The sequence below is a fragment of the Nostoc sp. JL33 genome (genome assembly GCF_017114985.1).
In the GTDB taxonomy this organism is placed as follows: Bacteria; Cyanobacteriota; Cyanobacteriia; order Cyanobacteriales; family Nostocaceae; genus Nostoc.
Genome location: NZ_JABXKP010000100.1, coordinates 237431 through 264215 on the forward strand (window position 1 = coordinate 237431; position 26785 = coordinate 264215).

The 26785-nt window shown below is 43.2% G+C and carries 26 protein-coding genes; 11 read left to right on the top strand and 15 right to left on the bottom strand.

What is annotated here, in order from left to right; genetic code table 11:
- Positions 1-36 precede the first annotated feature (36 nt).
- The gene (locus tag HWQ23_RS31075; RefSeq protein ID WP_292837338.1) at positions 37-1125 is read left to right on the top strand and encodes an aromatic ring-hydroxylating dioxygenase subunit alpha; all 1089 of its coding nucleotides are present in this window, start codon (positions 37-39) and stop codon (positions 1123-1125) included.
- A 385-nt stretch (positions 1126-1510) separates the two neighbouring features.
- On the opposite strand, the gene HWQ23_RS31080 is transcribed toward HWQ23_RS31075, so the two are convergent.
- The 3 genes from HWQ23_RS31080 to HWQ23_RS31090 all read right to left on the bottom strand — a co-directional run bounded on the left by HWQ23_RS31080 (position 1511) and on the right by HWQ23_RS31090 (position 4496).
- Positions 1511-1675, bottom strand: coding sequence for a hypothetical protein (locus HWQ23_RS31080; RefSeq protein WP_292837340.1), 165 nt, complete (start codon positions 1673-1675; stop codon positions 1511-1513).
- A 59-nt stretch (positions 1676-1734) separates the two neighbouring features.
- Complete coding sequence (locus HWQ23_RS31085; protein ID WP_292837342.1) at positions 1735-2412, bottom strand: hypothetical protein; 678 nt, start codon at positions 2410-2412, stop codon at positions 1735-1737.
- A gap of 95 nt (positions 2413-2507) precedes the next feature.
- Complete coding sequence (locus HWQ23_RS31090; RefSeq protein ID WP_292837344.1) at positions 2508-4496, bottom strand: heavy metal translocating P-type ATPase; 1989 nt, start codon at positions 4494-4496, stop codon at positions 2508-2510.
- A 247-nt stretch (positions 4497-4743) separates the two neighbouring features.
- Here HWQ23_RS31090 and HWQ23_RS31095 point away from each other — a divergent pair, with 247 nt between their 5' ends.
- Positions 4744-6081 (top strand): Nramp family divalent metal transporter, encoded by a 1338-nt coding sequence (locus HWQ23_RS31095; RefSeq protein ID WP_292837346.1) that lies wholly within the window; start codon positions 4744-4746, stop codon positions 6079-6081.
- 546 nt (positions 6082-6627) lie between these two features.
- Positions 6628-7011, top strand: a complete 384-nt coding sequence (locus tag HWQ23_RS31100) for a hypothetical protein (protein WP_292837348.1) — start codon at positions 6628-6630, stop codon at positions 7009-7011.
- 290 nt (positions 7012-7301) lie between these two features.
- Here the strand turns inward: HWQ23_RS31100 and HWQ23_RS31105 are convergent, their stop codons facing one another.
- Positions 7302-7586, bottom strand: coding sequence for a hypothetical protein (locus HWQ23_RS31105; RefSeq protein WP_292837349.1), 285 nt, complete (start codon positions 7584-7586; stop codon positions 7302-7304).
- A gap of 167 nt (positions 7587-7753) precedes the next feature.
- Here HWQ23_RS31105 and pipX point away from each other — a divergent pair, with 167 nt between their 5' ends.
- From pipX to HWQ23_RS31130, 5 genes are all read left to right on the top strand, one after another.
- Positions 7754-8032 carry a transcriptional coactivator PipX gene (gene pipX, locus HWQ23_RS31110; protein ID WP_292837350.1) on the top strand — a complete coding sequence of 93 codons (279 nt, stop codon included), beginning with the start codon at positions 7754-7756 and terminating at the stop codon, positions 8030-8032.
- Positions 8029-8697 (top strand): YggS family pyridoxal phosphate-dependent enzyme, encoded by a 669-nt coding sequence (locus HWQ23_RS31115; protein ID WP_292837352.1) that lies wholly within the window; start codon positions 8029-8031, stop codon positions 8695-8697. Before pipX ends, HWQ23_RS31115 begins: the two co-directional genes overlap by 4 nt.
- Positions 8698-9358: 661 nt before the next feature.
- Complete coding sequence (locus HWQ23_RS31120) at positions 9359-9958, top strand: cell division protein SepF (protein WP_292837354.1); 600 nt, start codon at positions 9359-9361, stop codon at positions 9956-9958.
- Positions 9959-10057: 99 nt separating this feature from the next.
- On the top strand, positions 10058-10876 hold the full coding sequence (gene proC, locus HWQ23_RS31125; RefSeq protein WP_292837356.1) for a pyrroline-5-carboxylate reductase: 819 nt from the start codon (positions 10058-10060) through the stop codon (positions 10874-10876).
- A 169-nt stretch (positions 10877-11045) separates the two neighbouring features.
- Positions 11046-13721, top strand: a complete 2676-nt coding sequence (locus tag HWQ23_RS31130) for a DEAD/DEAH box helicase (RefSeq protein WP_292837358.1) — start codon at positions 11046-11048, stop codon at positions 13719-13721.
- Positions 13722-13910: 189 nt separating this feature from the next.
- On the opposite strand, the gene HWQ23_RS31135 is transcribed toward HWQ23_RS31130, so the two are convergent.
- Together HWQ23_RS31135 and der are read right to left on the bottom strand one after the other, a co-directional pair.
- On the bottom strand, positions 13911-14831 hold the full coding sequence (locus HWQ23_RS31135) for an energy-coupling factor transporter transmembrane component T family protein (RefSeq protein WP_292837360.1): 921 nt from the start codon (positions 14829-14831) through the stop codon (positions 13911-13913).
- 186 nt (positions 14832-15017) lie between these two features.
- Entirely contained in the window at positions 15018-16388 is a 1371-nt protein-coding gene (der, locus tag HWQ23_RS31140; protein WP_292837362.1) for a ribosome biogenesis GTPase Der, read from the bottom strand.
- A 141-nt stretch (positions 16389-16529) separates the two neighbouring features.
- Here der and HWQ23_RS31145 point away from each other — a divergent pair, with 141 nt between their 5' ends.
- On the top strand, positions 16530-17084 hold the full coding sequence (locus HWQ23_RS31145) for a hypothetical protein (RefSeq protein ID WP_292837364.1): 555 nt from the start codon (positions 16530-16532) through the stop codon (positions 17082-17084).
- 285 nt (positions 17085-17369) lie between these two features.
- On the opposite strand, the gene HWQ23_RS31150 is transcribed toward HWQ23_RS31145, so the two are convergent.
- The 3 genes from HWQ23_RS31150 to psaK form a co-directional block, all read right to left on the bottom strand.
- Complete coding sequence (locus HWQ23_RS31150) at positions 17370-18566, bottom strand: site-2 protease family protein (RefSeq protein ID WP_292837366.1); 1197 nt, start codon at positions 18564-18566, stop codon at positions 17370-17372.
- A 228-nt stretch (positions 18567-18794) separates the two neighbouring features.
- Entirely contained in the window at positions 18795-18965 is a 171-nt protein-coding gene (locus tag HWQ23_RS31155) for a hypothetical protein (RefSeq protein WP_292837368.1), read from the bottom strand.
- A gap of 94 nt (positions 18966-19059) precedes the next feature.
- The gene (psaK, locus tag HWQ23_RS31160; protein WP_292837370.1) at positions 19060-19314 is read right to left on the bottom strand and encodes a photosystem I reaction center subunit PsaK; all 255 of its coding nucleotides are present in this window, start codon (positions 19312-19314) and stop codon (positions 19060-19062) included.
- Positions 19315-19434: 120 nt separating this feature from the next.
- Between psaK and HWQ23_RS31165 the strand changes: the two genes are divergently transcribed.
- Complete coding sequence (locus HWQ23_RS31165; protein ID WP_292837372.1) at positions 19435-20079, top strand: phosphoribosylanthranilate isomerase; 645 nt, start codon at positions 19435-19437, stop codon at positions 20077-20079.
- A 50-nt stretch (positions 20080-20129) separates the two neighbouring features.
- On the opposite strand, the gene folE is transcribed toward HWQ23_RS31165, so the two are convergent.
- The 5 genes from folE to HWQ23_RS31190 all read right to left on the bottom strand — a co-directional run bounded on the left by folE (position 20130) and on the right by HWQ23_RS31190 (position 25058).
- Positions 20130-20837, bottom strand: coding sequence for a GTP cyclohydrolase I FolE (gene folE / locus HWQ23_RS31170; protein ID WP_292837374.1), 708 nt, complete (start codon positions 20835-20837; stop codon positions 20130-20132).
- Positions 20838-20937: 100 nt separating this feature from the next.
- Complete coding sequence (locus HWQ23_RS31175) at positions 20938-21663, bottom strand: SDR family oxidoreductase (RefSeq protein ID WP_292837421.1); 726 nt, start codon at positions 21661-21663, stop codon at positions 20938-20940.
- Positions 21664-22018: 355 nt separating this feature from the next.
- Entirely contained in the window at positions 22019-22999 is a 981-nt protein-coding gene (locus HWQ23_RS31180) for an acetyl-CoA carboxylase carboxyltransferase subunit alpha (RefSeq protein ID WP_292837376.1), read from the bottom strand.
- A 127-nt stretch (positions 23000-23126) separates the two neighbouring features.
- A complete protein-coding gene (locus HWQ23_RS31185) occupies positions 23127-24146 on the bottom strand; it encodes a long-chain acyl-[acyl-carrier-protein] reductase (protein WP_292837378.1) in 1020 nt (339 codons plus the stop codon).
- Between the two features lie 213 nt (positions 24147-24359).
- Positions 24360-25058: an aldehyde oxygenase (deformylating) gene (locus tag HWQ23_RS31190; RefSeq protein WP_292837380.1), complete on the bottom strand. Its 699-nt coding sequence runs from the start codon at positions 25056-25058 to the stop codon at positions 24360-24362.
- Positions 25059-25238: 180 nt separating this feature from the next.
- Between HWQ23_RS31190 and HWQ23_RS31195 the strand changes: the two genes are divergently transcribed.
- Entirely contained in the window at positions 25239-26066 is an 828-nt protein-coding gene (locus tag HWQ23_RS31195) for a carbohydrate ABC transporter permease (RefSeq protein WP_292837382.1), read from the top strand.
- A 75-nt stretch (positions 26067-26141) separates the two neighbouring features.
- Here the strand turns inward: HWQ23_RS31195 and HWQ23_RS31200 are convergent.
- A partial coding sequence (locus HWQ23_RS31200; RefSeq protein WP_292837384.1) for a CHAT domain-containing protein occupies positions 26142-26785 on the bottom strand: 644 nt, incomplete at its 5' end.

A 26785-nucleotide genomic window follows, 5' to 3' on the forward strand; every position in this document is an offset into this window, starting at 1 on the left:
TAGATCAATTGCTTCACTTCAAGTGAAACCATAAAAATGAATCTCAACTCGCAGACTTTTAGCTCAACCCGTAAACCTAAAATTTTTAATAATCCAGAGCGTTTTATTGAGGGATGGTATTGGGTAATACCCTCTCAAAATCTGCGGGTGGGTGAAGTAAAACCTGTCACGATTTTGGGTAGAGAATTAGTGATTTACCGTGGTAAAGACAAAAGAGTAGTTACCTTTGATGCCTACTGTCCACACATGGGCGCTCACCTTGCTGAAGGCAAAGTTGAGGGTAATACACTACGTTGTTTTTTCCACCACTGGAAGTTTGATGCTGAAGGGATGTGTATTGATATCCCTTGTTTAGATACACCGCCTTCCTTAAAATTACAAACTTGGCCCACTGCTGAAAAGTATGGGATGATTTGGGTTTGGACTGGAGAAATACCACAACAACCCTTACCTTTTGTTCCAGAGTTGGAACAAAAAGAGTGTGATGTCGCCATCCATTCTCACTTTGTGATGAACTGTCACCCCAACGTGGTGATGATTAACCCCATCGATGCTCAACACCTGAATACAGTTCATCAACTGCCAATAGAAATTATTTTTGAAAGACAGGAACTGAACGAGAATGCGATTATTTTCACTAACACTACACCCATCAAAGATAATTCCTCTTTCATTAAGATCATCCGTCTTTTCTACAAAAATGCCATAACTTACAGTATTTGCTATTGGTACGGTAGCATTAGCATTGCGACACTTGGCCCCGAATTTTTCCATGTCCACACGATGTTAGCAGTTCGCCTCCACGAAGGGGGAAAAGCTGAAGGTCAAATCTTGTTGATCACTAAGAAACGTAAAGGAATTTTTGGTTGGTTATGCAATCGAATTGTGTTATGGCTGACTAAAATTGCAGGTAAGTTCTTTTTCATGGGTGACATCAAGATTCTCCAAACAATTCAGTTTGATTTGAAAACTCCCATCAAAGTAGATCAGCCAATCATGCAGTTTATTAACCATGTTGAAAAACAGCAATCCCTAATGTGGGGGACTTGGCAAGAAGCGCGATCGCGCGATGTGGAGAGCAAGCCCAAACGTGAGAGATGGCAAGATACAATGAGTAATGACTAACATCATATCTATATGACCAAAATTCCGTCAGACTGCTTGGCCAATTAAACGCGCACGGTATCATAACTATTGTCAACAATCTTTGCAAGAAATGAATCGTTTGTAGGGGTGTATAGATGTACGCCTCTACCAATGTATGACTAGCAGATATTTTGTGAAATAGTATAACAATTAATAAAGGTTAAAAGTTCAACAAAATTACTTTTAACTTTTAATCGACTACTAGATAAATAAAAAGAAGTGGCAAAGCCACTTCCTAATTCCCAGGTAGAACCTAAGTTATGAGTATAACCACTACAAAAAATTGAAATAGTATAAACAAACACCAATTAACTTAATATCTCTATTTTCCTTGTTGCCTGGGTTAGCAAATCCTGATTTACATCTACCAATTAACTGTATATTTACACAAGTCTGATGATCGCAATGCAGACTCAATTTTATCCAGTTCATCGCTAAGATGTGCCAGTTTTGCCTCTTCATCAAGAAGTTGCTGTTCTAATTGAAACTTGACTGCCGTACCAGCCTCAATTGCTACAGCTTTCTTCATCTGCCTAAACTTCTCGCTGCGGATGTCAAATTCTGCCTAAAGTGCGTCTTAACATACCACTACTTACTTGAATTCAATACAACGATAATTTCTGCTAACCTAATTCCCAGAGGTTTCCAGTGGGGATTGCTAGAAGAAAAAGTACTATCCCCAGACACCGCTTGGTAGTCATTGGGGAACTTTTCAGAAGCATTGGGAGCCGTATCTACTCGTAAAATGAGTTTGCCTTGATAACGGGATAATTTACTACTATCTAACAAAATAGTACCGCCGTAATCCCACGCCAATCCATAAAGTTTAAAATCACCTAACTTCTTGCGTAACTCGCTCAACGGGGTTCCCACTCCAATAGCTTCGCGGGTTTTCCAAGCTGAACCCAGGTTACGCACATTTAAAGGTTTAGTACGAGTTTTATCACTCCAAACTACCAATAAAGATCGCTCCTGATTTAGATTTACCTGAGTAGCTGCAAAACTACCGATTCCTTCAGCACCGGAAATAGTTTTATCAACAAGACGAGACGCGCCAAACAGTTTGATTAAATCTTGCTTGGTGGTTGTGCGTGTTATCGGCCCCACTCTTTCCCCAGGAACAATCAAGGTGTCTGTTAATGGTTGCGATTTAGCAACAGTAATTGGATGATTGATTTTCTGGGGTAGTGCAAAGGCTGGGTTTGCTGAATAGTTTAGCAGTAAAGCTAAAGTAGCTGTAGCAATGCCTTTGATTGATGAATTCATAGGTTCTATTATTGGGTAGTAGAATATGAGTGAGAAGTACTCATAATTTAACTACTACAATTTCCCAATTACAGATTACCGATTTTCTAGAAAGTTTATTTCATCGCTCTAGTTGCGTTTAAAATTGCCAGCATTGCTACTCCGACATCAGCAAAGACAGCTTCCCACATTGTCGCTATCCCAAAAATACCCAATCCAATAAATACAACTTTAATTGCTAAAGCGAACCCAATATTTTGCCAAACAATTTGCCTTGTTTTTCTGGCGATTTGGATTGCTTCTGCCACTTTTGAGGGTGCATCTGTCATGATCACAATATCGGCAGTTTCTATCGCCGCATCTGAGCCTAACCCACCCATTGCCATACCAACATCTGCTCTAGCAATCACTGGCGCATCATTAATGCCATCCCCAACAAAGACAACTTTACCATGCTTGCCAGCGGTGCTGAGTAACTTCTCAATGGCATTAACTTTTTCTTCAGGTAATAACTCTGCTTCATAGGCATCTATGCCAAGCTGTTGAGCAATCCGGGAAGCGATCGCTTGATTATCTCCTGTCAACATTACTGTTCTCTCTACACCCATTCGCTTGAGTGCTTGAATAGCAAGTCTCGCATCTTCTTTGAGTTCATCAGCAATCACAATATACCCAACGTAAATATTATCCACTGCTAGATGAATAACTGTTCCCTCTAACTGGCAATTATCATGAGCAATCTTCTCTCTATGTAATAGGCGATCGCTTCCCGCTATCACTACCCTATTTTCAACCTTGGCTTTAATTCCATAGCCTGCTATCTCTTGATAATCTCTCACCTCAAATTCATCGATTTTTCCCCCATAAGCCTTGCGGATAGATTGAGCGATCGGATGATTTGAGTGCGATTCTACCTTGGCAGCTAATTGCAGTAATTCTTGTTCATTCCAGCCATTTAATGGTACTATATTTGCTACTTTAAATACACCTTTAGTTAACGTTCCAGTTTTATCAAAAACAACTGTATTAACTGCATTTAAAGTATCTAGAAAAGTAGAGCCTTTAACCAAAATACCACGTCTAGCTGCACCTCCCACACCTCCGAAGTAACCTAATGGAATACTGATAACCAGTCCACACGGACAGGAAATAACTAATAAAATTAGGGCACGATAAACCCATTCTGAATAACTTGCACCGGAAATTAATAAAGGAGGTAATAGTGCAACTGCTAGAGATGTAAAAACTACTACTGGTGTGTAATATCGGGCAAATTTAGTAATAAACTTTTCTGTTTCTGCTTTTTTACTTTTGGCATTTTGCACCAAGTCTAAAATCTTGGCAATGGAAGATTCATCAAAGAGTTTTGTTACTCTAATGCTGAGAACACCTATTTTGTTGATCATCCCAGCCAAAACTGTTTCTCCCAGCCTCACAGTTCGCGGCACAGATTCTCCAGTTAATGCAGATGTATCAACTTGCGAATTACCATCTATAATTTCGCCATCTAAGGGAATCTTTTCTCCGGGTTTGACAATAATAATATCCCCAATATTTACTGTTTCTGGCGATACTTTCTTGAGTTCTCCCTCTATTTGGATATTCGCATAATCTGGACGCACTTCCAACAAGGCTTTGATGGAACTACGAGAACGACTGACGGCAATATCTTGGAACAATTCCCCAATTTTGTAAAATAACATTACCCCCACAGCTTCGGGTAATTTATGAATTGCGATCGCCCCTAATGTCGCTACTGTCATCAAAAATGTTTCATCAAATACTCTACCTTTGAGGATATTACGCCCAGCAGTTTTTAAAACACTCCATCCACTTAATAAATAGGCAGGGATGAAAAGCAGATATTCACCTATCGAGTAGAATGTATTGTGTAATTGATTTTCAAAAATTACACCAGGCGCATATAAACTTAAAATCATTACCAAAGGCAATACCTCATCTTTCAGATTGAATTCTCCACCGTGGTCGTGATTGTGGTCATGGTTATGATTCTCATCATGATTATGATCATGATTATGATTCTCGTGATGATCATGTTCACAGCTGGAACAACCTGAAGATTCTGAATGTCGTTTTTGCTTCATTTTTTCTGTTGAGGCTAGTAAGTTACTTAATATATGAGCCTATTCTCAAATGTAATAAAAAAAAGAAGTTTTTACAAGTTGAGAATTTAAGAACGAGAATCTATATCAATACAAGATTTAGGTTTATTGTTGAATGTTTCTACTAATATTTAGTGAATATCAAGATTTCTAACCTTATAGAAGTAGCTACCCTGGTGAGTTTTTTAAAAAATTATGACAGAATTATGAAAAAATCAGAGTGTAAACAATGCCCTTTCCAGAAAAACCCACCAGGAAGCCTAGCCTACCTGAAGTTCACCGCAGCATTAGGATTCCTAACACCAAAAGCATCTGGCGGAAGATGCTGGCTTATGGAGGCCCAGGATATCTCGTATCTGTAGGGTATATGGACCCTGGTAACTGGGCGACTGACTTAGCTGGCGGGGCTAAATTTGGTTATGCCTTGCTAGCGGTGATTATGCTTTCCAACTTGATGGCGATTTTAATGCAATCGTTGTGTGTGCGGTTGGGAGTAGCAACAGGGCGAGATTTAGCGCAGGCTTGTCGAGATAACTTCAGTCCGCGCGTCAACTTTGGGTTATGGGTACTTTGTGAGATAGCGATCGCCGCTTGTGACTTAGCGGAAGTTTTGGGAAGTGCGATCGCGCTGCAACTGCTTTTTGGCATTCCCCTGAGTTGGGGCGTGTGTATAACAGCCTTAGATGTATTTGTATTGTTACTGCTACAAAACAAAGGTTTTCGCTATACAGAAGCTTTGGTAATCTTGTTGGTAGCAACTGTAGGCATCTGCTTTGCAGCAGAAATCATCTTTTCGCGTCCTGATTTGGGCGGAGTTTTATTAGGTTATGTTCCCAAAATAGAAATTGTCCAGAATCCAGAAATGCTCTACCTTGCTATTGGTATTTTGGGGGCAACGGTGATGCCACACAACTTATATCTACACTCATCAATCGTGCAGACACGCGATTGGGAATCAACATCCCAAAAGAAATGGGAAGCTATTAAGTTTAGCACAATCGATTCTACAGTTGCTTTATGTTTCGCCTTGTTTATCAACTCAGCAATTTTGATTATTGCTGCTGCCACGTTTCATTTTTCTGGTAATCAGGATGTTGCCGAAATTCAAGATGCTTATAAATTGCTCTCTCCCTTATTGGGTGTGAATGCCGCTAGCGCCATTTTTGGCGTGGCATTACTGGCTTCCGGGCAAAGTTCAACCCTTACCGCCACTTTAGCAGGGCAAATTGTCATGGAAGGCTTTTTGAACCTGCGTCTGAAACCTTGGTTACGTAGGTTATCAACTAGATTAATTGCGATTATCCCAGCATTAATTTCAATTATAGTTTTGGGAGAAAAGAGTACAAGCGGCTTACTAATTTTTAGCCAAGTTCTTTTGAGTTTACAGCTATCATTTGCCGTAGTGCCGTTGGTGATCTTTACAAGTAATAAAGGCTTAATGGGTGAATTTGTCAATCCTTGGTGGTTGCAGATTTTATCGTGGTTAGTAGCGATTATTATCGGCAGTTTAAATGCTTGGCTGTTATTGCAAACTATTTCAAGCTGGCTGTTTTTGAGTCCTAGCTAGAATGTTTATCCACAGCCGCCGCTTTGACCTAACGATTTTAGATTTTGGATTTTAGATTTTAGATTATTTCGGTTCATGCCCTGCCCCTAGTGGACGGAATAAATTCAAAATCCCAAATCCCAAATCTTCAAGCCTTGTCCCCTTGTGGGCGAGGTTAATCCAAAAGACGCTCTCTACGAGACGCTCTTGCTAGCTTGTCCTCCGCAGGAGTACGCGGACTCGCTCTCCGTGGCGCTATCGCTTTCTCCAAAATCCAAAATTGGTTGACTTCTCTGTGCAGCGCCGCCTCACCGCTACGCGTCTACGCAGACTTGAACCAGGTAAGTAGATCAACTTAATTAAACATAAAACGCTCAGGGCATGGCGAAAAGTCGGGCTTCTGGGTATTATGTTTATTTATACCCATCTAATTTGCGATCAAACCGTGTAGATATGGAACTTTTATGGGTAATAAGTGTCAGCCTAACTATTCTTAGAGATAATTCACTTGAAGTTTGAAAGTGAATCGAATACCCTAAACTAGTAGACAATTTTCTTAAGGAATTTATGAACAAAAGAATTATCCTGAATTTGCTTTCCACTTCCTCAATCTTTGTGTCCCTGATGTCTACCCTGGCAGTAGTTAATCCTGCCCATGCTAGTGGTAGTATTACACAGCGATTAATGCACACACAAGACGGTCGTACCTGTATCACTAACCCACATGGTGGAGCAGATTTTGTCTGCATTCGAGATTCAGAGAGAAAGCAACCTTATACCTCATCTGCACGTTCCTCAACCATTGTCACATCGGTATCAGATCAGAATGTTGCCATGTTGAACTTTACTGACGAGGAAAGCGATGCTGCAATTAGGTTATTTAAATGTGACTGTCCATTATGTATCAATTCTTTGCGTCAGTTGCGCGGTAGTGGAAACTTGGTCTACTAAGGTTGAACAAGGCTGATAGCGACTATAGCTTCTGTCAGATATACATGGTTAATCATGTATAGAAGATATACGAAACCAAAAAAGCATTTTTAACTGCATACCATTACTATATATTTGGCCAAATGTAAATTCATTGTTGGGGCGGTTTGTAGCACTACTCCAAACCCCTCAAATTAATCTTGAGGAATGGACAGATGCTCTTAGAAGCTAGCCGGTAAGCGTAAAGCTCACCGAAGCCTGCCCAGATTAAGCGAAGGAGTGCGTGTAAGCCTGTTTGAGCAATTTATATCTTAGAACCAAGAATCGAGCCTGTCTAAAGACGCTGAGAGTGTCAAGATTTTGTGCCATTGGGCGACATTTGTGGCAATATGGAAAGAAGTTAAAAAGTTGGCTGTTGGTGTTGGGAAGTTCAAAGGGTGTTTTTCCTTGCCACGCCGAACTTTGGACAAGAGGATCAGGGCTATTTTGTGCCTTCTCCCTACAGATTGATAAATTGAAGTCACCAAACAGATGGTGATGTTTATCCACCAGCCTCTACTCTTTGAATCTACGCTTCGCGGCTTCTGTTGTACCATTTCGCTTCACTACCACTAGCTTTATCTGCCCAGTAGGAACTAGATCAAGGTCTTTGTAACCGCAGTTTTGCATTTTAAGCAAATATTCTGGCGAAAGGAAGTTATTATCGTCTGAATGTTTGGAATTCACTGCGAAAAGATATACATACTCCCACCTTGACCATTAAATGAATTCAGAAAACCCAGAAACTTACATAAACCATCCAACTTGGGGTTTACTCTACAAAATCTGTATGGTTGATGAGAACCAGGATTTGTTCACCACACTTTATGCCCAGCGCTTATTTTTTTTGGTCGCAAATGACGTTAAAGGTGTTAAATTCCAGTCTCTAGGACGTACTGAGGCTAGAATGATGTTGGAAAATCGCTTACGTACCCTGCGGCGCAGTGGACAATCTCAGGAGTACGATCAGCTTCAGAGTGTTTTCCAACGCACCTTCCAATGAGTAGTTCGATTTCCGAACGTATTATTTCCATTCGCTCCTCACTGCCAACTTCAGTCCGATTGATTGCTGTTAGCAAGCAAGTTTCTGCCCAGGCCATTCGGTCTGCCTATGCCGCAGGAATTCGTGATTTTGGGGAGAGTCGTATCCAAGAAGCCGCCAGCAAACAAGTCGAGTTGCAAGACTTACCGGATATTACCTGGCACTTTATTGGACATTTGCAAAGCAATAAAGCCAAAAAAGCCATTGAACAATTCCCTTGGATTCACTCCGTAGATAATTTGAACCTGGCACAGCGCTTAGATCAATTGGCACAACAGCTAGGAGTGAGTCCCCAGGTTTGCCTGCAAGTGAAAATTCTCCCCGATCCCAACAAGTTTGGTTGGAGTGTACCAGAACTATTGGCTGATTTACCCACACTCAATCAATACAAAAATTTACAAATTCAAGGTTTGATGACAATTCCGCCTTCAGGATTAAATGATTCCGAAATTTTAAGTGTGTTTAATCTCAACCGTGAACTGGCAAAAGAAATCCAGGAGCAAAACTGGTCGCAGATTAAAATGCAGCACCTGTCTATGGGTATGTCAGGCGACTACGAACTAGCAGTGCAAGCAGGCGCAACGATGGTACGATTAGGAACGATATTGTTTGGCGATCGCTCTTAAGGGCTGACAAATAAAAAAATACTTAACTACTGATTGTCGGGTGGGCCAAAAAGCCCACCTTTGGCTATGGGCGGGCTTTTCGACCTACGCCACAATCAGTAGTAATTTATTTGTTAGAAATCCCTTAAAGGATGTTTGTCAAGTCTAATTTATGACTGGTGGACGAACGTGGATTAGCAAGCCCTTGATATGGCATTAGTCTACGGACGTAGACGAGAGCTTATGTAGTAGCAAATTATATTCGCCCAATACTTTTAACCGATCGCTCTTAGCCTCTTGTTCATCAACCTTGCTCTTCAGTATTAATAGAAGTTGAGAATTTGATCACAAGAATTTTCTCACAGACTGGTGCAATTGGAAACAAAGGATATAGTATTGACAAGAGTAATCGCCAAGGGAGAATAAGGTATAAAGAACTTTCCTTCGGACAAACCTTAGGATATAATCTTGACTCCTTATGATGTTTAGGCGATGCACATACCTTTGCAATAAGTGTCAGTTCATCGCTAAAATCGGTAGTATAGGCTACAAATAGCAATCAATAGATTTGCTGAAGTATCCACCGAGGTAGCGTAGTTTACCGATGTAGGCATCGCTCCTAGCTCAATCAATCTTAAGCCAAGTCAATGCAGGCTATTCGCATCAGGAGAGTACACACACAATGAACAATATATTTTCCAAACTCAGAGACTTTGTGGGTCTAAATGAGCAAGTGGAATATGAGTATTACGAAGAAGAACCAGAAACAGATAATAATTACCAAAATCTGTATCAGCAAGAAAATCCCCAACCAGCACCACAAGAGAGCGCAACCGCTCAAAATCGACGCTGGCGGGAACCAGTGCCTACAATGGGAGATGATATAGCAGCAGGTTCAAAGCCAATGGGGAATGTGATTGGTATGCCAGGAGCAATTAACGGAATTTCGGAAGTTTTAGTACTTGAACCACGCACCTTTGAAGAAATGCCCCAGGCAATTCAAGCGTTGCGAGAACGCAAGTCAGTGGTATTAAATCTGACAATCATGGACCCAGATCAAGCTCAACGAGCTGTAGATTTTGTTGCGGGTGGTACTTACGCACTAGATGGACATCAAGAGCGCATCGGTGAGAGCATCTTTTTGTTTACACCAAGCTGTGTCCAAGTTAGCACCCAAGGTGGCGTTCTTCATGAAGTACCACAACCGCCAGCCCGTCCCGCTCGTCCTCCAGGTTCTTCAAATCAAGCCTGGGGCAACGAAACTAACCGAATGGCACAATAAAGTTAAATTAGTTGTTTGTCCTTTGTCATTTGTCCTGAGTTTTGGTAATAGTGACAAATGACAAACGACGAATGACTAATGACAAATGACAAATGATCAATGACTATAAAATTTGGTTTAATTGGTGGCGGGGTAATGGGAGAAGCGCTCTTATCCCGCCTTATCGCGCGTGGAATTTATCAATCATCAGAAGTCATAGTTAGCGAACCGCTATCTTCACGCCTAGATTTTTTAAAACAGCAATATGATGTTGTTGTGACGACAGATAATAGCCAGGTTTTCACTCAAGCAAAAGAGGTTGTCTTTTTGGCAGTGAAGCCGCAGGTGTTTAGCGCGATCGCTCAAGAACTAGCAGATATTGATATTATTAATAGAGAACACGCACCCCTGATCATTTCCATTTTGGCGGGTGTAACTTTAAGTCATCTAGAAGCTGCATTTGTGCAATTGCCAGTTATTAGAGCAATGCCCAACACCCCAGCAACTGTGGGAGCGGGAATTACCGCGATTTGTTCAGGTGCATACACCACCCCCAAGCACCACCAAATAGCACAGCAAGTTTTTTCAGCTGTGGGCGAAGTTGTGGAAGTATCAGAAGCGCTGATGGATGCAGTCACAGGGCTATCTGGTAGCGGGCCTGCTTACGTAGCGCTGTTAGTAGAAGCACTTGCTGATGGCGGAGTCGCCGCAGGTTTACCTAGAGTAATTGCCAATCAACTAGCCTTGCAAACCGTACTGGGAACAGCGAAACTGTTGCAGTCAACGAAACTGCACCCAGCAGAACTCAAAGATCGTGTTACCAGTCCCGGCGGTACAACGATTGCGGGGATTGCCAAGCTAGAACAGGCAGGATTTCGTTCAGCTTTAATTGAAGCAGTCAAAGCTGCTACCGAGCGATCGCAAGAACTGGGAAAATAAGAGAGTGGGGAGTGGGGAATGGGGAGTGGGGAGTGGGGAAAATTCAATAAAATTTATTATTTTCCTAATCACCTACTCCCTATTCCCTACTCCCCACTCCCCTCTCCCCCTAACGAAGTTGACAAAAGACTCGTTAGTATGTAAACAATCTGGTTGCAAATGTGATTGAGTGAATTATCCTGCACCGTCTCCAGAACTTGACTTAGGGTCTATATTTCCCTTTGAACTGGATCAGTTTCAAAAAGAAGCGATCGCGTCCCTAAACGCCGGACGCTCCGTAGTCGTATGTGCGCCCACAGGTTCGGGCAAAACATTAGTCGGGGAATACGCTATTTATCGCGCCCTAGTGCGAGGAAAACGTGTATTTTACACGACTCCGCTGAAGGCGCTGTCGAATCAAAAATTACGTGACTTTCGAGAAAAATTTGGTTTTGATCAAGTCGGACTGTTAACTGGAGATGCTTCCATTAACAGGGATGCGCCGATTTTGGTGATGACCACCGAAATTTTCCGAAATATGCTCTATGGCACACCTATTGGCCAAATCGGCATCTCATTAGTAGACGTTGAAGCGGTGATACTTGATGAGTGCCACTACATGAACGATCGCCAACGTGGGACAGTTTGGGAAGAATCAATCATCTATTGTCCCCGTGAAGTGCAACTGGCAGCCCTTTCAGCAACCGTTGCCAACAGCGATCAACTCACCGACTGGCTAAATCGCGTTCACGGCCCAACAGACCTGATTTACTCCGATTTTCGTCCAGTCCCCTTAGAATTTCACTTTTGCAATCCCAAAGGGTTATTTCCCCTGCTGAATGATAGCAAAACCAAAATTAACCCCCGGCTTCAGAAAAAGAAGGGAAGAGGGGGAGAAAGGGAGAAGGGGAGAAGTGGTAGACCAGAGGCTCCGGGAATAATTTTTACCTTGAGCCAGTTAGAGCAACGGGATATGTTACCAGCGATTTACTTTATCTTCAGTCGCCGGGGATGTGATAAAGCGGTGGCGGAAGTGGGTGATTTATGGCTGGTAAATAGTGAAGAGTCCCAAATTTTACGGGAACAGATTGATGACTTTTTAGCCCGCAATCCCGATGCCGGGCGTTCTGGACAAATTGCGCCCCTATACCGGGGAATTGCTGCCCACCACGCCGGAATTTTGCCTGCTTGGAAAGCACTGGTAGAAGAACTATTTCAGCAGGGGCTGATTAAAGTAGTATTCGCCACTGAGACACTGGCGGCGGGAATTAATATGCCCGCGCGGACAACGGTAATTTCCACCCTTTCTAAGCGGACTGACACCGGACACCGCCTGTTGAACGCTTCGGAATTTTTGCAAATGGCGGGACGAGCAGGCCGCCGAGGGATGGATAAACAAGGTCATGTGGTGACAGTCCAAACTCCCTTTGAAGGAGCCAAAGAAGCCGCGTATTTAGGAACATCCAAGCCAGACCCTCTTGTTAGCCAGTTTACGCCCAGTTATGGCATGGTACTCAATTTGCTGCAAACCCACACCCTAGAGCAAACTAGGGAACTAATAGAGCGCAGTTTTGGGCAGTACATGGCCACCTTGCATTTAAGACCAGAATACGATGAGATTGCCGAACTACAAACACAATTAGCTCAACTACATGAGCAAATCGCCGCAGTTGATGAAAATGAACTGGCTGTTTATGAGAAATTGCGGCAACGCCTGAAAGTGGAACGCCAGATATTGAAAACTCTGCAAGAGCAAGCGCTCTCAGACAGACAAGAAGAATTGGGGATGATGTTGGACTTTGCAGTGTCAGGAACTCTGTTGAGTCTCAAAGGCAAAAATATCACAGTGTCTTCACCCGTAACCGCAGTCTTAGTGGGGAAATCGCCTGGTTCTGGTCAAGCTTCTTACTTGGTATGCTTGGGAAATGATAATCGCTGGTATGTAGCAACGACAGGGGATGTAGTCGATTTGTATGCCGAACTCCCACGAGTTGAGGTGCCGCCTGATGTACTACCACCGCCAGAGATGCCTTTGAAACCAGGACAGTCGCGCCGTGGCAATCAAGAAACATTTGCGATCGCTGGGCGTATTCCTGATCCGGTAGAATCATTGCATCTGGCACCAGAAGTAGCAGAACAACTCAGTCGCACTACCGCCGTCCAAGAGCAATTAGAAGCTCATCCCCTACATCAATCAGGCAATGCTGCCACGCTTTTCAAGCGCCGCGCCCGCTATGTCGAACTAGAAGCCGAACTTGAACAGTTACAAGGACAAGTAGAGCAACAGTCACAACGTCATTGGGAAGAATTTCTGAATTTAATCTCAATTCTGCAACACTTTGGCGCTTTAGATAACTTAGTGCCCACAGTATTAGGGCGAATTGCTGCCGCCATTCGAGGTGAGAATGAATTGTGGCTGGGTTTAGTATTCGCTAGTGGTGAATTGGGCCAGTTAGATCCGCAGCATTTAGCAGCAGCAGCAGCAGCTTTGGTGATGGAAACGCCCCGTCCAGATAGCAAGGTTAACTTTGAACTCAGTAATGAAGTGACAGAAGCCTTGAAAAAATTGCAGGGAATTCGCCGCCAAATGTTCCAACTACAACGACGCTATAACGTAGCGTTGCCTATATGGTTGGAGTTTGAGTTAATTGCGATCGTGGAACAATGGGCGCTAGGAATGGAGTGGACTGAACTCTGCGAGAACACCACTTTGGATGAAGGCGATGTGGTGAGAATTTTACGGCGGACGTTAGATTTATTATCGCAAATACCCCACGTTCCCCATTTACCAGACTCTTTCCAACGCAATGCCTATCGGGCGATGCAGTTGATTGATAGATTCCCTGTGAATGAGGTAGTTGAATGAACAGCACACTATTAGGGACTTCAAAATAAAAAAATACTCAACTACTTATTGTGGGGTGGGCCGAAAAGCCCGCCCACAGCCAAAGGCGGGCTTTTCGGCCCACCCCACAAGATTGGATAATTTAATTTATTTGTTGGAAATCTCTTACGCGCTTACACAAAGACGCATAAAAAGAGAGTATTTGATTATTTAGACTTGAGTTCCTATAGCTAACCGTATTCCCCAGAATAAGATTAAAGTTGCGATCGCAAGCCAGTCACGTCCTTTTAATCGTAAGTCATGCCATTGGACTCGATGCTCATTGGGACTGGTAAAACCCCGCACCATCATTGCATTGGCCATTTGATCAGCTCGTAAGAGCAGATTTTCCAAAAGTCTCTCTGCGACTGTCATCCAAAGCTTGAATCCTCCTTTTAATCCCAGCTTTTTCCAATTAATTGCCCTTGTCATCACGGAGCGAAATAAATTTTGCACTTCTTCTAAAACCAGAGGAATAAAGCGCAAGGATAAGGTTAAAGTTAAAGCAATTTCTGTGACAGGCAACTTGAAGCGTCGTAGGGGTTGCATTAAGCTTTCTATGCCAGATGTGATTTCTTCTGGTGCGGTTGTCAGCAGATACAGGTTAGTGCTGTAAATCACGGTAAATATAAGTGTACTCAAGCGTACTGCCAAACTCAAGGAGTAGCGAGTCACTTTCACTGGCCCTTTGTGAAATAGCACGTAGCTGTATTTTTTTTTCTCAACTACTTGCTCTTGAACAATATTATTGGACTTTGATGGCTGGGTTAATATTTGTTCATTCGCTGGCAGGCGTGACTGATAATCTACACCCATTCCATCAGGACTGATAGCGGCGATCGCTAAGACAAAAAACGATAGTATTAATAGCCAACCCATTTGCTGCCGCCATACTCGTCGCGGAATTCTAGCAATTACGGTGGCAATAATCAACAATACCACCAGCAGTACACGCCAAAGGTTGTTAGCCAAAACATAGCTTGTTAAAAAGCTCATCAACCAGGCGAACTTAACTCGCGGATCAATTTTATGCAACCAAGTTTGGGGTTGTTCTAAATAAAGTCCAAGTGGCAGCGATCGCAATAAATCCATTTTAGAGTTATGAGTGAGGAATGAGGAGTTAGGAGTTTTGACTTTAACTCATAACTTTTACCTTATGCCGCTATCAAACTCAAGTCGATAGGGTTCTGTAGTTAGCAATTTTGGCTTTAACTCATAACTCCTGTACAGACGCGATTCATCGCGTCTCCCTTGTACAGACGCGATTCATCGCGTCTCCTAACTTATTTTGACGCGAGTTGCTCTATTAACATTACCACTTTCGGCATCACGGACTTTTTTGCTCCGCCACAGTAAAATAATTGGCGTGCCTTTAAATCCTAGCTGTTGCCGGAATTGGCGTTCAACGTAGCGGCGGTAGTTGTCGTTGAAGCGTTTGGAATCATTCACAAATAGAGCGATCGTTGGTGGTTGGCTACTTACTTGTGTACCATAGTAAATCTTGCCCTGACGCCCACCACGAGATGCTGGCGGTGAATGCCAACTAACAGCGTCTGTTAAGACTTCGTTAATTACTGATGTGCTGACACGGCGTTTGTGTGATTCCGCCGCAGTTTTCACCAATTCGAGAATCTTTTCTACCCGTTGTCCTGACAAGGCACTCACAAAAATTGTTTCTGCCCATTCGGTAAAATGTAACCGTGATTGCAGAGTTTTTTCGTAGTCGTAGATTGTATAAGAGTCTTTTTCGACAGCATCCCACTTATTAACGACGATGATGCAAGCTCGACCTTCCTCGATAATCCGCCCAGCTAATTTTTGGTCTTGCTCAGTGACTCCATCTACGGCATCTATTACTAATAAAACCACGTCAGCGCGGCGAATCGCTTTGAAAGCGCGGTTAATACTAAAGAATTCTGTGCCGTATTCGATGTGTTTCTTTTTGCGAATGCCTGCGGTGTCAATCAAGCGGTAGGTTTGCCCGTCTCGTTCAATGACGGTATCAATAGCATCGCGGGTTGTGCCAGAAATTGGGCTGACGATTGCCCTCTCTTCCCCGACAAAAGAATTGAGTAAGCTCGATTTGCCCACATTCGGACGTCCCACAATTGCTACTTTGATTTCATTAGTATCTGGGATGTCTTCAATTGCAGGTATGTGATTAATTAACTCGTCGAGTAACTCTCCTGTGCCACTACCATGAATTGCGGAGATGGGGTAAGGTTCGCCCAATCCCAATACCCAAAATTCAGCAGCTTGCATTAAGCCTTGTTCTGGGGATTCACATTTATTTACAGCTAGTAGCACTGGTACGGGTTGTTGGCGCATCCATTCGGCGATTTCTAAATCTGCCGATGTGGGGCCTGTTTGACCATCTACGACAAAAATAGCACCACACGCTTCTGCAAGGGCTGTCATTGCCTGTTGGCGAATCAGTGGTAAAAATTCGGTATCATCATTAAAAACTAAACCACCAGTGTCTACCACTAAAAATTCCCGGTCGTTCCAGAAAGCTGGTAGATAAGTGCGATCGCGTGTCACTCCCGGTTCATCATGGACAATCGCCGTTTGTTCCCCGGCGAGTCGATTAACCAGGGTGGATTTGCCCACATTTGGGCGTCCGATAATTGCAACAATTGGCAGTGCCATAAAACCAGGGTAAGTGAGAGACGTAGTATATCATGTACTTACATTTTACTCACTTTAAACTGGAAGTTTTAATAACTTTCCATCAGATGTGGTTTAACTCAAAATCAACCAAGCAACATTCCCTCTGAAATACTCAAAAAAATGTCTCCTGAAGAAATCAATCGGTTGACTATATTTCAAAAACGTCCGCTAACCTCAGCTTCGGAAAAGGAAATTAAGCAAGCTGCTGTCAACTATACCCTTGCTCACTCTTTTGAATTTAATATACTAAGCGGCACACCTGAAGCAATCTTTGCCCGTCCAATCAAAGCTGCTGAAATTCCTTCTACTGGTTTGGGTGAGATTAACTTTATGGGTGAAGAACCGCCATTGATGTTAGTAGTAGTTAAAGGAGACTTTGACACTACTGGTTTTGTAGCTCGCCGTTTTCAAACTTCAAATCCTCCTCGCTCAACAAAGTATATTGCTTATGTTTTTGACCTCCGAGCTGGTATACCTAGTTTAACAGCAACAGGGCTGACAGGAAAATACTTCCGTAATGCCCTTAACGACTCAACATTGCCAGATGAATCAAAGCTTGTTGACCCACAACAAGGTAAGCCGGAAGCATTACCTGGAGAAAAAGTGGAGCCACCTGCCCAAAAACTACCGTATGGCACTACAATTCCAGGTGAAACTCCAACAAAGAACCCTTAAATAGGTTTTCCGGGCTATTGGTGACAAGTAAAAAGCGAGTAAATCTGGTTTACGAAACCGTTTGATATGTCTGGGTTCTGGTACGAAAAAGACTCCATTCATTAGCTTACGTCTAATTGAACTTCGTTACTTTTCTCCAATGGGCGATCGCCATACTTTTAAAATAAAAAAAGGTAGGAAATCCTACCTTTTACCCAAAAAAAGCATTTTGTAACCAAATACCAATTTAAATATCACACACTCTTTTGACGCGTCTATTGCAAAACTATGACGAGTGTATGACGTTTAATTTGTAATTGATTTCGCTATTCCTGCCAGTTGCAACCCAGGCGGATAGCTACCTTCTTCTTTGATCCGCTTAATTTCTGCATCCGTTATTCGCAAATTTAACTTTTGTGCCAACGATCGCACAATATCTCCCCGATCAATTACACCAGCTACAGCGCCAGCCGGAGAAAGTACGGTAATTCGAGGTAATTGCTCATTTTCCAGCTTGTTAATTACCTCAGCTATCAATGTTGCTTCTGTAACGGTAGGTATTTCTGTCAGGGGATGCACAATGCTGTGTAAGGTTTGGGTTTCCCATTCACTCCTTTGGGTTAAACGCAAATCGTCAATGGAAACCAGACCCCGGTAACGTCCATCAGAAGCAGCAAAATAAACCTGTGAGGGAGCGGTTTCCAACAGGTATAAATCGGCAAAGGAGCGCAATGTCTGGTCAGCATCAATTACGCGAAAGTCACGGGTCATTGCATCAGCCGCCACTACCTTGAGTAGGCTTTCTTGTAATGTAGTCATGTTGTCATAGGTGTTGGCGTTGCGGACAGCAAACCAACCTAACAGCGCAATCCACAAACCAGTGACTAATTCTCTGGTCAAAAAATCTACAACAAATCCTAAAGCGATCGCACCATAACCTAAAATTTGCCCCGCCTTTGCAGCCCAGTGTACCGCTTGAAAACGATTACCTGTTATTTGCCATAGTGCTGCTTTTAACACTTGCCCTCCATCTAGAGGTAAGCCGGGAATCATGTTAAATAGAGCCACCACCAAGTTAATTCTCGCCAAATCTCCAACCATGACACTGAGCGGACTGGTATCAGGTATCACAATAGTTCCCAGCCGGAGCAGGAAAAATAGTCCGATACTCACCAAAGGCCCGGCGATCGCTACTTGAAAGGCTTTGAAAGGAGTTTTAGATTCTTCTTCAATAGCAGCAATCCCGCCAAACATAAATAGAGTAATTGAATTAACTCTAATGCCTTGCGATCGGGCTGCCAAGCTGTGACCCAACTCATGTAACAACACTGAAACAAATAACAACAGTGCCATCACTATTCCAGCACTCCAAGCTATAACAGCCCCCCATTCCTGATAAGCTACCCCAAAATTGAGAGTTGCCAACCCTAAAATCACAAACCATAACGGGTCTAAAAACAGGGGAATTCCAAATAAAGACCCAATTTTCCAATTTGTTTGCATTACATTACCCTAAAACTAGATATCGCCAGTAGTTTTTATACTGAGATACTACACATAGTCCTATACAGATTTATATTGAGCATCAATTCGGTAGTGCCGAGTGAAGAAATGCTCTTATTTCTAGAATAGACAATTAAGCAATTCGCTTTTTCTTAATTCGCAATTTGCAATTTGCAATTACGTTTTGTAACGGGGATTTTAATTAGGCGTTCAATTCGTGCTGCCCTTCTATTGCTGGGGAATTAAACCCTTAAACTTTGTTAATGCCTGTGAGCAAAAGTGTGGAGAGGGGCATTGGGGAGCCAGCGCCGTGGGCGGGTTTCCCACGCCAGCCCGCACAACGAGGGGAAAATACGCAAGCGGCTGGCTCGACTTGAGGCGACTGGCATCATGGGGCATAAGTTATTTCTTCCTTAGTGCCCCTGCCCAAAATCGTTTTTAGGAGTTTTGTATTGATCGCGGCGTTACAAGTAACACCTCTGTGATCACAAAACTACAGACGACCGATGTTAGTCAGTCCTAAAACGATGCCAACGCCGATAATATGACCAAAAGCCATCGCTGCAACGAATGTTGGAATACTAATCGGCAGGATGGGGAACTTGGGGCCAACTAGGGGTTTTTCAATCCTAGTACTTAGTAAAACTATTACTAAGCTGCTGACGCTGATGATGATTCCTACTACGGGGTTCCACGCAGGTGTTGCGGGAACAGATGCAGCTGCTGCTAGTAAAATAGATGAAATCAAGCTTTTGTCTCCTAAATGGAAAAGTTAATGTAGACCTACAAGATTATAAAATTACAAGGCCCAAAAGTTTTTTAGATAGTTTAGACTTTTCTGAGATTATTTAAAATTTGCCAGATTTTCATGCGCGTTAAAATTTGCGGCATCACTCAACCACAGCAGTCTATAGCGATCGCCTCTCTGGGCGCAACGGCACTAGGATTTATTTGTGTGCCAACCTCACCTCGCTACGTGACTACATCCCAAATTCAAGCAGCAGTCGCAGAACTCGCGGCAAATATTGACACAATTGGTGTTTTTGCCAACGCTAGCATCCCCGAAGTCAGCGAAATAGTTGCTGATTCTGGGTTGACTGGTGTGCAGTTACACGGTGATGAATCACCAGATTTTTGCTACCAATTACGTCAAGCTTTACCCAATGTCGAAATTATTAAAGCACTGAGAATTCGTAGTCTTGAGGATCTTGACACAGCGATCGATTACATTAAATACATAGATACTTTACTACTTGATGCCTACCATCCCCAACAACTTGGTGGTACAGGCAAAACCTTAGATTGGAGAATGCTAGAGAAATTTAACCCCAATTGCTCTTGGTTTTTGGCTGGGGGATTAACAGCAGATAATATTCTGGAAGCTTTAAGTCAGGTTAATCCTAGCGGCGTTGATTTATCTAGTGGTGTGGAACGTTCACCTGGAGATAAGGATTTAGACAAAGTAGCACTTCTATTTCAGAGCCTAAAAAATATTGATTTACCTAGAAGTTAGGAGTGATAAGTTGTGAACTAACTCCTAACTTCTAACTTCTAAGTCACTACTTAAAAGAACGCCCCTTGGTGGCGAATCAAATTAAAAAATTCTTCGCGGGTTTTGTGCTCCTCTTGGAACACACCAACCATTGCGCTAGTCACAGTCCAAGAACCTGGTTTCTGGACGCCCCGCATCACCATGCACATATGGCTAGCTTCCATCACAACAGCTACGCCTTGAGGTTCTAGAATGGTCTGAATTGCCTCGGCAATTTGGCGGGTTAACCTCTCCTGCACTTGCAAGCGACGGGAATACATCTCAACAATGCGGGCCAACTTACTCAGTCCCACAACTTTTTCCTTGGGGATATAAGCAACGTGTGCTTTACCCATAAATGGCAGCATATGGTGTTCACACAGACTAAAGAAATTAATATCTCTAACTAGTACCATCTCGTTATGCCCTTCATCAAAGATGGCATCGTTAACGAGTTCTTCAAGGGATTGGTTGTAACCACTGGTAAGAAACCGCATTGCCTCGGCCACTCGCTTGGGTGTTTTGAGGAGTCCTTCGCGTTCGGGGTCTTCTCCAACGCCCAATATTAGTGTCCGCACGGCGTCCTTCATTTCCTCCATCTGTTCCTCTTTAGGCTCGAACAAATCGGCTTGTCGCCCGTTATGAGTATTGCGATCGGGTCTAGGAGTTATGACTTCTGCCAAGTCGGGAATCAGAGGCAATTGAGAGGAATTGGAACCATTTGAACTAGCAATAGTCATGATTGAGTCTTGGTTATGGTTTTAATTTAGTTATGAGTTATGAGTTATGAGTTAAAAATTTTAACTCCTAACTTTTGATTCCTAACTCCTAACTTCGCAATTAGAGTGCGCCAGCGCTGGGCATTAGGGTCAATTCATCAATAACTGCCTGTTGTGGTAACAGAACTGTGTACAGAATTGACTGAGCCACAATTTCCGGGGTTAACATTTTAGAACGGTCAAAGTTGGCATGGACTGTTTCTGTGTCCCAAAGTTCTGTATTGACTGCCCCAGGACAAATAGCTGTGACACGAATGCCGTGGGTGCGTTCTTCTTGTGCCAGGGTTTGAGAGAGGGCAATCAAACCAGCTTTGCTGACACTGTATGCTCCCCAACCGGGAAACGGTTGCTTGGCGGCAATTGAGGCGACGTTAATAATTGTGCCTGTGCCACGATCGCGCATTGAAGGCAAAATCCCCACAATGCACTGAAACACACCAGTCAGATTCAAGTCAATTACCTGCTGCCACCCCTCTAGGGGAGTTTCGCTCAAGGTGGCTGTATAGGCAAGGCCCGCATTGTTTACCAGAATGTCTATATCACCAAAGTCAAGGGCGATCGCTTGGATCTTTTCTTTTACTTCGGAGATCCTCGCTAAATCTACAGCGTAAGCTTTCGCTTCCACCCCAGTATGCTGTACAGCTTCTTTTACTGCCTCCAATTTATCCAAAGAACGGCTGACTAAAGCGACATCTATTCCCGCTTTCGCAAAAGCTAAAGCCGTTGCTTTGCCAATTCCACTACTTGCCCCAGTAATCAGGGCGCGGCGTTTTTGCTCAACACTCATGGTGTCTCCCAATTTTTTGGCAGTTCCCAAAACCTATTACCATCCAATTATTCGCACTTTTCGGTCTGGATAGATTAAAGGAATCTAAAAATCTGATGATTTGCATTAAGTAACTGCTATAATTCAGTGCAATAGTCGGCGTATTGTGGGTTTTATCCAGTCAAGACAACAAATCATTGTCTGTAAAACCACGCCGCACACTCAAATTAAATTACTTAAAAATACAAAACCCACTCAATTAAATTGAGTAGATTTGCTGAACATGCAAATGCCTATGGCTAGATTGTTAAAAATCTTTAAGCACATAGGCAATTATAGCATTTCTGCTTGGCTAATTAATCATTATGCAGTGCCGTTAGTGGGCAACTTCTGTAAAAACACCAATTTTGCGGAATTTTTCATAGCGCAGTTGACGGCGTTCTGGAGCGGTTAAACGATTGAGTTCGTCCAAATTTTCTAGCAGCACTTGCTTGAGAGTGGTGGCGGCTTTTAATGGGTCGGAATGAGCGCCACCAGTGGGTTCAGGCAGTATTTGGTCGATAATTCCCAACTTTTTCAGGTCGTGGGAAATAATTTTCAGAGCAACGGCGGCTTGAGGAGCCTTGCCAGCATCTTTCCACAAAATCGCGGCGCAGGCTTCGGGAGTGGCGACAGTATAAACTGAGTGTTCAAACATGAGTAGGCGATCGCCTACGCCAATACCGAGTGCGCCACCGGAACCACCTTCACCAATGACTGTGCAGATAATCGGCACATCTAAGCAGAACATTTCCCGCAAGTTGTAAGCGATCGCTTCTCCTTGACCTTGGTGTTCTGCTTCTACTCCAGACCAAGCTCCTGGCGTGTCGATAAAAGTTAATATCGGCATACTAAACTTGTTGGCGTGTTCCATCAACCGCATCGCCTTGCGGTAGCCGCCAGGGTAAGGCATTCCAAAGTTACGGGCAATATTGTCTTTAGTATCACGACCTTTTTGATGACCCAACATCACCACAGGTTGTCCACTCAGACGACCGACACCACCAACTAAAGCCGGATCGTCACCACCAGTGCGATCGCCATGCAATTCCATCCATTCATCACTAATAGCCTGAATGTAATCGAGAGTACTGGGGCGACGCGGATGACGAGCGACTTGCAATCGCTGGGACGGAGATAGACTAGTGAAAATTTCCTCACGCAGTTGCATGGCGCGTGCTTCTAGTTGACGAATTTGACCAGAAACATCGACGCCATTTTCTTCTGCAAGTTGCCGAATTTGATCAATTCGGGTTGCGAGTTCTGCTAAGGGTTTTTCAAAATCTAACAGTAGCGGTTTACGCTCGGTAGTTGCCATCGTAGGGGTTATCAATTACGAGTTATAAGTTATCTATCCTTTGTCCTTTGTCCTTTGTCAGTTGTCCTTAGTCATTTGTTATTTGCAAATGACTAATGACTAATGACCAATGACTAATGACCAATGACTAAACCAGCAATGGTCTAAATCCATGTTTTACTGATACCCGACCAATCTGCTCCATTTTGTCTACGGTAATCTGATTCCGTCCCCACGAAAAGTTCGTGTATAACTTCTCAAATTCCAGCAGCATTGATTCGGCAAAACAAGCAAACAACTGGCGGGCTGGCACGTCCATATTGACGATTTTCATAATCTTCCAGTCAATATCCAGGGAATGCTCTACAATTCCACCATTTAACACGTATACACCAGGATGCTGAATTTTCGTCGCTAAGTTTTTAGGATAGCCACCATCAATCAACAAGCAGGGTTGTTTCAAAGTGGTGGGGTCAATTTCCACGCCTTTGGGCATACTGGCAACCCAAACTACAACATCAGCTAGGGGCAGTGCTTCTGTCAAACCCATAATTTTTCCTCGCCCCAGTTCGCCTTGCAACTCTTTGAGACGTTCTTGGTCACGGGCTATCAACAAAAGTTCTTTGACATCTGTTTTCGCATCTAGCCAGCGTGTAACTGCACTACCAATATCACCAGTTGCCCCACATATCGCAACAGTCGCGTTTGATAGATCAATTCCCAGTTGTTTTGACGCTTCTTCCACCTGCTTACAAAGAATGTAGGCAGTATGCGTATTTCCTGTGGTGAAGCGTTCAAACTCTAATTTGATGTTGCGGACTTGGCTAAACTGCTCTAACTTAAAGTTTTCAAAAATAATTGAGGAAAATCCGCCTAAAGCTGTGATGTTAATGCCATGTTTCTGTGCATGGGCCATAGCGTTGAGGACTTTGCGTGTTGCGGCTTTGATGCGGCGACTCGCTAGCATCTCCGGCAAAAAGCAAGATTCTACATACCGTCCTTCAATTTGTTGCCCAGTGATACTGGTGACAGTAATGGTATCAACAATTTGCGGTGGGGCGCTACACCAAAAGTCTAGCCCTTGATCGGCATATTCTGGGTATCCCAATTCTTTAGCTACCGCTTGAGCGTGTTCTAAACTAGTCAGATGTCCAATTAGACCAAACATGTAGTGATTATTAAGCTTATGCTGTCTTGAGCGCGTGGAATTTAGTAGAGTTAGGAGTTGGGAGTGAGCCGGCGCCAGAACAGGGGGTTTCCCCGATGAGTGACTGGCGTTAGCGCCACAAAGAGCGAGCTTGCGAGCGTCACCCCGAAGGGGTTAGGAGTTAGGAGTACGATTGATAATTTTTCACTCTCGCATCCCTCACTCCTAACTTTTTTAAGCGGCTATGAGTCCATAGGCTGACAAGCGCATAATATCGCGTGTCGTGAAACCGATGCTACTTAATGCTTCACCGTACTGAATCATAAAGGCTTCTACCAAAGCATCTTTTTCCATTGCCATTGTGTGGGCATCACCCTCTACTTGGTTGAGCATTTTCCAGACGATGGGTAGGTTCTGGCGGTTTGCTTGTTCTAGTTCAGCTTTGGATTCTGTAAAATGTTCTTTCAACCAAACTTCTCCAAAGTTGAGGTGGCTATATTCTTCTTTTACTACCCCTTCAGTGATTTTACGGGCAAAATCGTCAGCGACGTGGATATAATTTTCATATGCTGCGATCGCAAAACATTCAATAATCAAAGACTGAATCAACAGACAAGTGACCACATTCCCGGATGCGGCTGCTGTTTGGAAATTTTGGTGTAGTCCAGAGAAAAACTTCTTAGCAAATTCCAAATCTGGGGTTACTTGCAAATTGCGCCCACAAGCTTCAAATCCTTTTTTGTGGCGGCTTTCCATCTTGGATAGGCGAATCAATTCATCATGAGATTCTGGCAGCAGTTCGGCTAGGGTGATGTAATTTTCATGGGCTTCTTGTTCCCCTTCAATCACGATCGCATTAATCCGGCTATAAGCATCTTTGTATGTTTCGCTCTTGAAATCTAATTCTTTAAATTGGTCTGTAAGCTGCTGCATGGTTATGTTTACTCCTGTAAACCTGAATTATTTGACACCAGAATTTAATTTACCCTATGAACTTAGGATAATAATCACTGTGCTTTAATTTAACTTAACAAGTAGACTATCTTTATAGATTAATTGTTGCTGGGGGCAATGCTCTAGTACTAGCGAAACAAATGCTTTGCACCTAAAGTTATGTCCAAACCAAACCCGAATCTAAAATCTGGGGATTTTTTGAGCCTAGTAGTGTTACTGCTAGGGGCATTGATCGTTCTAGTACCTCTGTTTGTGGTCTTTCTCACCTCCTTTGCAGCGACGGCCGCCAGCCCAGAAAATTTGTTCAAAAATAACTGGTCTTTAGCTAATTACCGCGTTGCATGGCAACAGGGAAAATTTTTGCTGGCGTTTGCTAATTCTACCTTGGTAGCGATCGCTGTGACGGTGTTTCAGATTGTCACTTCTGCTTTGGCTGGTTACGCCCTAGCACGGCTGAAGTTTCGGGGACGCCAAGCACTGCTATTAGTCGTTTTAGCAACTTTGGTGATTCCCTTTCAGTTATTGGTGATTCCCATCTTTTTGGTTTTGAAGTGGGGACACTTGATAAATACCTATGCGGCAATGATTTTACCCACTGCTGTCAACGGTTTTGGGATTTTCTTGTTACGTCAGTATTTCCAGACAATTCCCGTAGAGTTAGAGGAAGCCGCCGCCATAGATGGGGCGAACAGAGTGCAAATTTTGTGGCGGGTGATGTTACCTTTAGCCCGCCCAGCGTTGGTGACGCTGTTTTTGTTCACCTTCATCGGTGAATGGAATGATTTATTTAAGCCTCTGGTATTTACGACACGACCGGAATTAAGGACGGTGCAGCTGGCGTTGGCAGAGTTTCAGGAGCAATTTACGAATAATTGGCCCTTGATGATGGCAGCAGTGACGATCGCGACAGTTCCAGTGATGGTATTATTTCTCATCGGTCAGCGTCAATTTATTCAGGGTATTGCCACCACCGGGATTAAGAATTAGCAAGGAGGCTGGCGCTGAGTCGAAGCCCGCCTAAGATTTCAATCTAACGCTAATAGCTAAAGATCCGCGACTTCATCAATTTAACCCGGAACAGGTGAAAGCTGCCCAATAATAGGGATGAGAGAAAGGTTTGGACTCTCGACAAAAAGATTCCAAATCTTGTTTTGCTCGATAAATTCGGTTTCCGATTTGGGCATATTTTTTATATTCTTCATCGCGTTGCTGATACATTTGAGAATTTTGTGGATGAGTATCCCGTTCTTTTTTAGTTTTTTTACGCTGCGTTTCGCTTTCCTTGAGTTTCTGCGTCAAAAAAGAACTTAACTTAGGTTTGTAAATGGTGGTAAGAGTTTCACCTGTAAGGGTACGCAGTTCAAATTGAGCTTGTCTAATTGATTGCAGTCGTTTGTTTCCCTCATGTCGGAATTGATAGTAAAATAGTGAAAATAGTGCTGTTGCCAAGTCATCTACTGCCCAAAGTGTACTGATAACACTTTTAGCGCCAGCACAAAGAAAACCTGTTGAAAGAGTTAAAATATCGTCGGTTATTTGAGCCATACCTAAACCAGTTTCACAGCAAGAGAGAAATACATCTTCTAACTGAGGAGTGCGCCAACTTGGAGTTAATAACTGACTTAATGTAATACAGCCATCTCCTAAAATTCTGGAGTTTAGACTAAAGATAAGCGAGCAGAAAATAACACTTAGAGAAATATGGA